The 5,178-nt window shown below is 59.0% G+C and carries 5 protein-coding genes and 1 pseudogene; 2 read left to right on the top strand and 4 right to left on the bottom strand.

The window, feature by feature from the left end; translation table 11 throughout:
• Positions 1–151: 151 nt before the first annotated feature.
• Positions 152–1,993 carry a methyl-accepting chemotaxis protein gene (locus CKO36_RS18440; protein WP_200286373.1) on the top strand — a complete coding sequence of 614 codons (1,842 nt, stop codon included), beginning with the start codon at positions 152–154 and terminating at the stop codon, positions 1,991–1,993.
• 47 nt (positions 1,994–2,040) lie between these two features.
• A pseudogene (locus tag CKO36_RS19980) lies at positions 2,041–2,151 on the top strand (IS481 family transposase); the annotation flags it as partial.
• Here CKO36_RS19980 and CKO36_RS18435 read toward each other — a convergent pair.
• The 4 genes from CKO36_RS18435 to CKO36_RS18420 all read right to left on the bottom strand — a co-directional run.
• On the bottom strand, positions 2,130–3,734 hold the full coding sequence (locus CKO36_RS18435) for a serine hydrolase (protein WP_200286372.1): 1,605 nt from the start codon (positions 3,732–3,734) through the stop codon (positions 2,130–2,132). The pseudogene CKO36_RS19980 and the gene CKO36_RS18435 overlap by 22 nt on opposite strands.
• A 110-nt stretch (positions 3,735–3,844) precedes the next feature.
• Positions 3,845–4,096 carry a DUF2442 domain-containing protein gene (locus tag CKO36_RS18430; RefSeq protein WP_275957874.1) on the bottom strand — a complete coding sequence of 84 codons (252 nt, stop codon included), beginning with the start codon at positions 4,094–4,096 and terminating at the stop codon, positions 3,845–3,847.
• Positions 4,097–4,101: 5 nt separating this feature from the next.
• A complete protein-coding gene (locus tag CKO36_RS18425; protein ID WP_242469734.1) occupies positions 4,102–4,356 on the bottom strand; it encodes a DUF4160 domain-containing protein in 255 nt (84 codons plus the stop codon).
• A gap of 456 nt (positions 4,357–4,812) precedes the next feature.
• The coding region (locus CKO36_RS18420; protein ID WP_200286369.1) for a transposase at positions 4,813–5,178 on the bottom strand (366 nt) is incomplete at its 5' end.

The raw sequence follows: 5,178 nt of genomic DNA, 5'->3' as shown, positions 1-5,178 counted from the left end.
GATCTAACGTCAACATGAAACGATCCTGTCACCAAAATGTCGGCAAGTGCGCGTCCAAACGATGCGTGGCACAATGGAGCGCAAACTATAGCATAAGAATTACGCACCTCTAAATTGACGCGGTTTAGATCGAGATACGTAAGGAGGTTCCATGCTCATTCGCCATAAACTCTACAGTCTGTCCGCATTGTCGGTCGGTGCGTTGCTGGTCCTTATGCTCGGTGTCTGGTGGTCCTGGACCGAGATGAAGAGGCTCGACGCAGCCAAGGAGCTCGCGTACGAGCTGCACCAGCACCTGTTGCATACACATATCGATCAGCAGGCGTTCCTGACGCAGTTCGACGAGACGCATTCCCAAAAGCTGCACCAGGAGGCCACCCAGTTCGAAGAGCATCTCGCCGAGCTGCGCGAGAGGGTCGCCGGAAAGGGATTGGACGCCAGCGAGCTCAATGCCCTGCAGGACTCCTTCGACGGGTACCTGAAGGTATTCGAGCAACTGGTCGAAGAATATCGCACGATCGGCTTCGATCCGGAGTCGGGTCTCTACGGCAGCCTCCGGGAGGCCGTGCACCGTGCTGAGGAGAGCGTCAACAACCGCCAGCGCGACGATCTGCTGACTGGGATCCTGCAGCTGAGACGGAATGAGAAGGACTTCATGCTGCGATCCAACACCAAGTACGTCGACAAGTTCGAAAAGAACTACCGCAAGCTGGTCGATCTGGCCGGAAACGACCAGGAGCTGATCTCTACGCTGACGGGCTATCGTCAGGATTTCCTCGCGCTGGTCGAGGCGAAGAAGCGTGTCGGCCTAGCCCCCGATCAGGGCATCCGAGCAAAACTCGTCGCCGAAATGCAGAAGACATCCACCCTGCTCGACGGGCTCACGGACCACCTCAAAAAGACGCTGAAGGCGGAAGGGAGCACCATCGTTTGGAGGCTGCTGGCACTCACACTCCTGGTCACACTGAGCGTCTCCTCGCTCACCTGGTGGATCGTGCGCAGCCTCGATTACGGGCTGGGGCGGGCGGTCGGCGTCATCAGCGACATCGCGGAGCACCGCGACCTGACGCTGACGCTCGACCTCAAGGGCAAGGACGAGCTGGCCCAGATGGGGCGCGGATTCGATTCCATGCTCGCCAGCATGCGCCAGGTCATCCAGCAATGCCGCGACGCGGTCGATCATCTTACTCAAATCACCACCGAGCTCTCGGCCAACGCCGACGAGACCTCTGCGGGAGGACGTCAGCAGCTCGCGGAGACCGACCAGTTGGCAACCGCCATCACCGAGATGGGCGCGACCATTGAGGAGATCGCGCGCAATACCGAGATGGCCGCCGAACGCACCCGTCGCACCAGCGAGAACACCCAGCGGAGCAATGGCCAGGTGGAGAAGACCATCCGGCGCATCCAATTGCTGTCGCAACAGCTGGAGGAATCCAACGCGGCGGCTGCGGAACTGGCGCAGAGCGCGGCGACCATCGGCTCTGTACTTGACGTCATCCGGGGCATCGCCGGGCAGACCAATCTGCTGGCACTCAACGCCGCCATTGAGGCCGCCCGTGCCGGCGAGCAGGGACGCGGTTTCGCCGTTGTCGCCGGCGAGGTCCGGACACTGGCGATGCGCACCCAGACCGCCACCGAAGAAATCGCGGGCATCATCGCCAATCTGAACCAGACCACGGACAACATCGTCCAGCTCATCGACCACTGCCATACGGAAGGACAGGAAAGCGCGACCCAGGCCACCCAGGCTGGAGCCTTCCTGGCCGAGATCGCCACAGACGTGTCCTCGGTGCTCGACATGAACACCCAGATCGCCGCCGCGATCGAGGAACAGAGCCATGTCGCCTCGGAGGTGAACCGCAACGTGGTCGCCATTCGGGATGTCGCCGAGCGCTCGGCGGAGGCCGCCCACACCAACGCCGAGAGTGCCAACCAAGTCGCGAGCCAGTCGGAAGGTCTGGCCCAGGTCATCAGCCGGTTCCGGGTATGATTCGTCGTGTCGAGGCCGTCGGATGATCGGCCTCGAACGTGCAACACATCCCTCAACACACTCTTGACTATGTCGCCCCCATCAAGGCATTGAAACAATGGCACGAACGACAGCCAGAGCTGTTTTCAAAACGCCCTTACAATCTTCCGGGACTTGACAGCCGCCAGGATTGGCAGAGTTGTTGCTGGCCAGGCCGCCGTCTAAAGGTGCCCAGTCCGGTCTGGTTGTAGCGCTCCAGGATGAGGCTGTCGGCGCTGCCGCTCGGGCCGATCACGAACTCGGCGCCGCTGAGGCCAAGCGCATTCTCTCCAGTCGTCTCGAACACGAAGAGATTGCCGTCCCAATGCTGCAAGGGGAAGGTCATAGACTGCGGCCCCAGGGTGATTGACATCCCAGTCGAGCCCGCGTTCACCCGCAACGGACCGTAATAGGGGCTGTAATAGCGACCCAGATAGGCCGATTGCGCCAGTGACGGCTCGGGACTCGCGGGCGGCACGCTGTAATCGCGCATGAAGTCGCGCTCCTCGGCCCAGAGATCGGAGAAGAGGCCGAAATAGAGGCTCAGCCAATCGTTCTGCACGGCACCATCGAGTACCAGATCGAAAAAGGTCTGCGACGTCGCTTCCGCAAGTCCATAAGGCGCACCATTGGTCAGGACCAGAATGCCGAGGTCGAGCTCCGGATAGAGGGTCACGCTCGTGGCGACCCCGAGCATGAAGGCCCCGGAGTGGCTGAGCTTGGTACGACCGGCATCATCGTAGCTGACGTTCCAACCCAAGCCGTAGAACCCGGAGCGTCCGCCCGCCGTGGGTGCCGGATTGCTGATCGATTGCGGCAACTGCGTCTGCAACAGTGCGGCGGACTGGACCACCGGCTCACCCTCATAGCGACCCTCGTCGAGCGCAAGCTGTGCCCACTTCGCCAGATCGCTCACACTGGCGCTCGCCCCGCCCGCCGGCGACTGGGCATCGGCATCGCGCTCATAGAGCGGCTGGTAAACCCCGTCCACATAGGCGTGAGCGACGGCGCGGTTGATCCGGCTCAGATAGTCCGCATAGCGGAAGCTGCTCTGGTCCATGCCGAGCGGCGCGAACAACCGCTGCTCGGCGACATCGGGCCAGTCCATTCCGGCGGCCGAGGCACCGGCCAGAGCACCGGCCGTAAAGCCGAAATTGGTGTAGGCATTGGTGATGCGGAATGGCGCGAGCGGCACGCACCGCAAACGTTTCAGAATCTCGTCCCGATCGAAGCCCAGATCCTCCAGCAGATCGCCCGCGTGATCGGGCAACCCGCTACGATGCGAGAGCAGATCAGCGATAGTCACTTTTTGTGTGACCCAGGGGTCGGACAAGACGAAGCTCGGCAGAAAACGAAAGACAGGCGTATCCCAGGCGACGAGACCATCCCCAACAAGTCCGGCAACGACGGTGGCCGACAGCGGCTTCGAGACCGAGGCGAGCTGGAAGACCGTCTCCGTATCGACCGGCTCGCCGCCGCCAAGCGCACGGATACCGAAGCCACGCTGGTAGCGGACCCGGTCCCCAGAGATCACGGCGATCGCCATGCCGGGCACACCGGAGCGCTGTAACAACTCCGGCGCCATGCGATCCAACGCCTGGATCGCACTACCGATCCGATCCTCCGTCAGGTCCTCCGCGCCGACCGGCGACACACCAACGGTCGAGATCAAAAGCACCGCACAGGCGCGTCTCGCCGAATTCGCGACATCACTCACCCACATCCCCATAACACCCCCTATCGTATTGTCAAACCATCGGCGCATCCGCACGACCGCATCAAGGGGACAAGTTTGCGCCCAACTCAGGGGGAATCAATATCAGGCAGCCCGAGTTAAGCGCTTTGTTCGGCATTCTTATTTGAATCAAGGTATAGCGTGTCGGGACAAATGTCTTGCTCGTGTGGCCAAACGACAGTTCCATCCCATGCTTTTGCCTGCAAGAAATAATTAACGTCTCTTAGCTCTCTGAATACGCCGAAATCGAGAAGTGGTGCACAATCATAGATTCCTTTTTCACCATTACTGAATTTGATTCTCAGCTTGTAGTCAGCCATAGCTGCTACAGCCTTCACCCTCGGGTTCATATTTACTACCTCAACGGATCGATTTTGTATGGCTGCTCTCCAGAAACAGCAAGCTTCCAGTCTGCCATAAGTTCTTCTTTGTGCAATTCGATCCACGCTTGAAGCAATTTCATTTTGGAAGCTGGAATGCTCCCTTCGAGAACATCGCCATCTGGGATTTGGACAATCACCTCGTCGTCTTGGTACTTTACATGGATGTGTGGCAGTTTGTGCTGCTTGTTGTCCATGAAATACATATAGACGATCAGACCGTAAAACATCGATATTGATGGCATATCGTAACCTGGTTGCTATTCTTGCTGAACGATCAAGGTAAGCCGACCCGCGCATGGCACATGCGATTGAGACTAGCCCACGACGCCGGCCGCGCGGAGTCGGCTTTACCGCCGTGTTAGGCGCCTTTCACTTTTCCGGCTGGACAAAATGGCCTCGATCGTCCTTCCGGCCAGCGGCGCTTGGTCCGCACAGCGGACCCTACTCGAAACCGCGATCCGTAGGGTCCGCTGTGAGGACCTTCGTCGGTTGAGCAGCCGGGTAGCCGAAAGGATGACCAAGGCCGACAAAATAAATCTAATGGGATGGTCCGCCCCGCTCCTAAAAACCCTCTGAATCAAGCAAAATGGGCTATCGACAACCATCTAATTGTCAACCGAAAACTTCAGAGAAGAGCCATGAAAAAAGCGAAGAAAAAATCCGTAAAGACGTTTAAACCGCGCCTAACCTGGAATACGTAGTTTTTCTTCCTCTGGGTCGAGGGCGATCTTTACCCACAGGCGATCCGCTATTTCAAAGACGTTGCGGTTGATGTTCTTGGCGAATTGATGCACGCGCTGAACCAACGCTTCAGCCGTTGCATGGCAGTGGTGATAGGTCACCTCTTCGCGCAACCAATGCCAAAGGGCTTCGACCGGCATGAAGTCAGGACTGTAGGGGGGCAGTGGCATCAGTGTGATGTGCAACTGCTCGGCCAGTCCGCTGACATCAAGCGAGCGGTGGTAAGAGGCGTTATCCCAAAGGACAATCAACTCACGATGGGGGTGAAGTTCACGCAGGCGCTGCAAGACGGTGAGCGTATGCTCGGT

It is taken from the genome of Rhabdochromatium marinum, from assembly GCF_016583795.1.
GTDB lineage: Bacteria > Pseudomonadota > Gammaproteobacteria > Chromatiales > Chromatiaceae > Rhabdochromatium > Rhabdochromatium marinum.
The sequence above is the reverse complement of the archived record's forward strand: the minus strand, read 5'-3'. Positions and strand labels throughout refer to the sequence as shown.

What these genes read in the sequence shown, in the direction of transcription:
- CKO36_RS18440 (WP_200286373.1), top strand. Translation starts at nt 152, where the DNA reads ATGCTCATTCGCCATAAACTCTACAGTCTGTCCGCATTGTCGGTCGGT.
- CKO36_RS18435 (WP_200286372.1), bottom strand. Translation starts at nt 3,734, where the DNA reads ATGTGGGTGAGTGATGTCGCGAATTCGGCGAGACGCGCCTGTGCGGTG.
- CKO36_RS18430 (WP_275957874.1), bottom strand. Translation starts at nt 4,096, where the DNA reads ATGAACCCGAGGGTGAAGGCTGTAGCAGCTATGGCTGACTACAAGCTG.
- CKO36_RS18425 (WP_242469734.1), bottom strand. Translation starts at nt 4,356, where the DNA reads ATGTTTTACGGTCTGATCGTCTATATGTATTTCATGGACAACAAGCAG.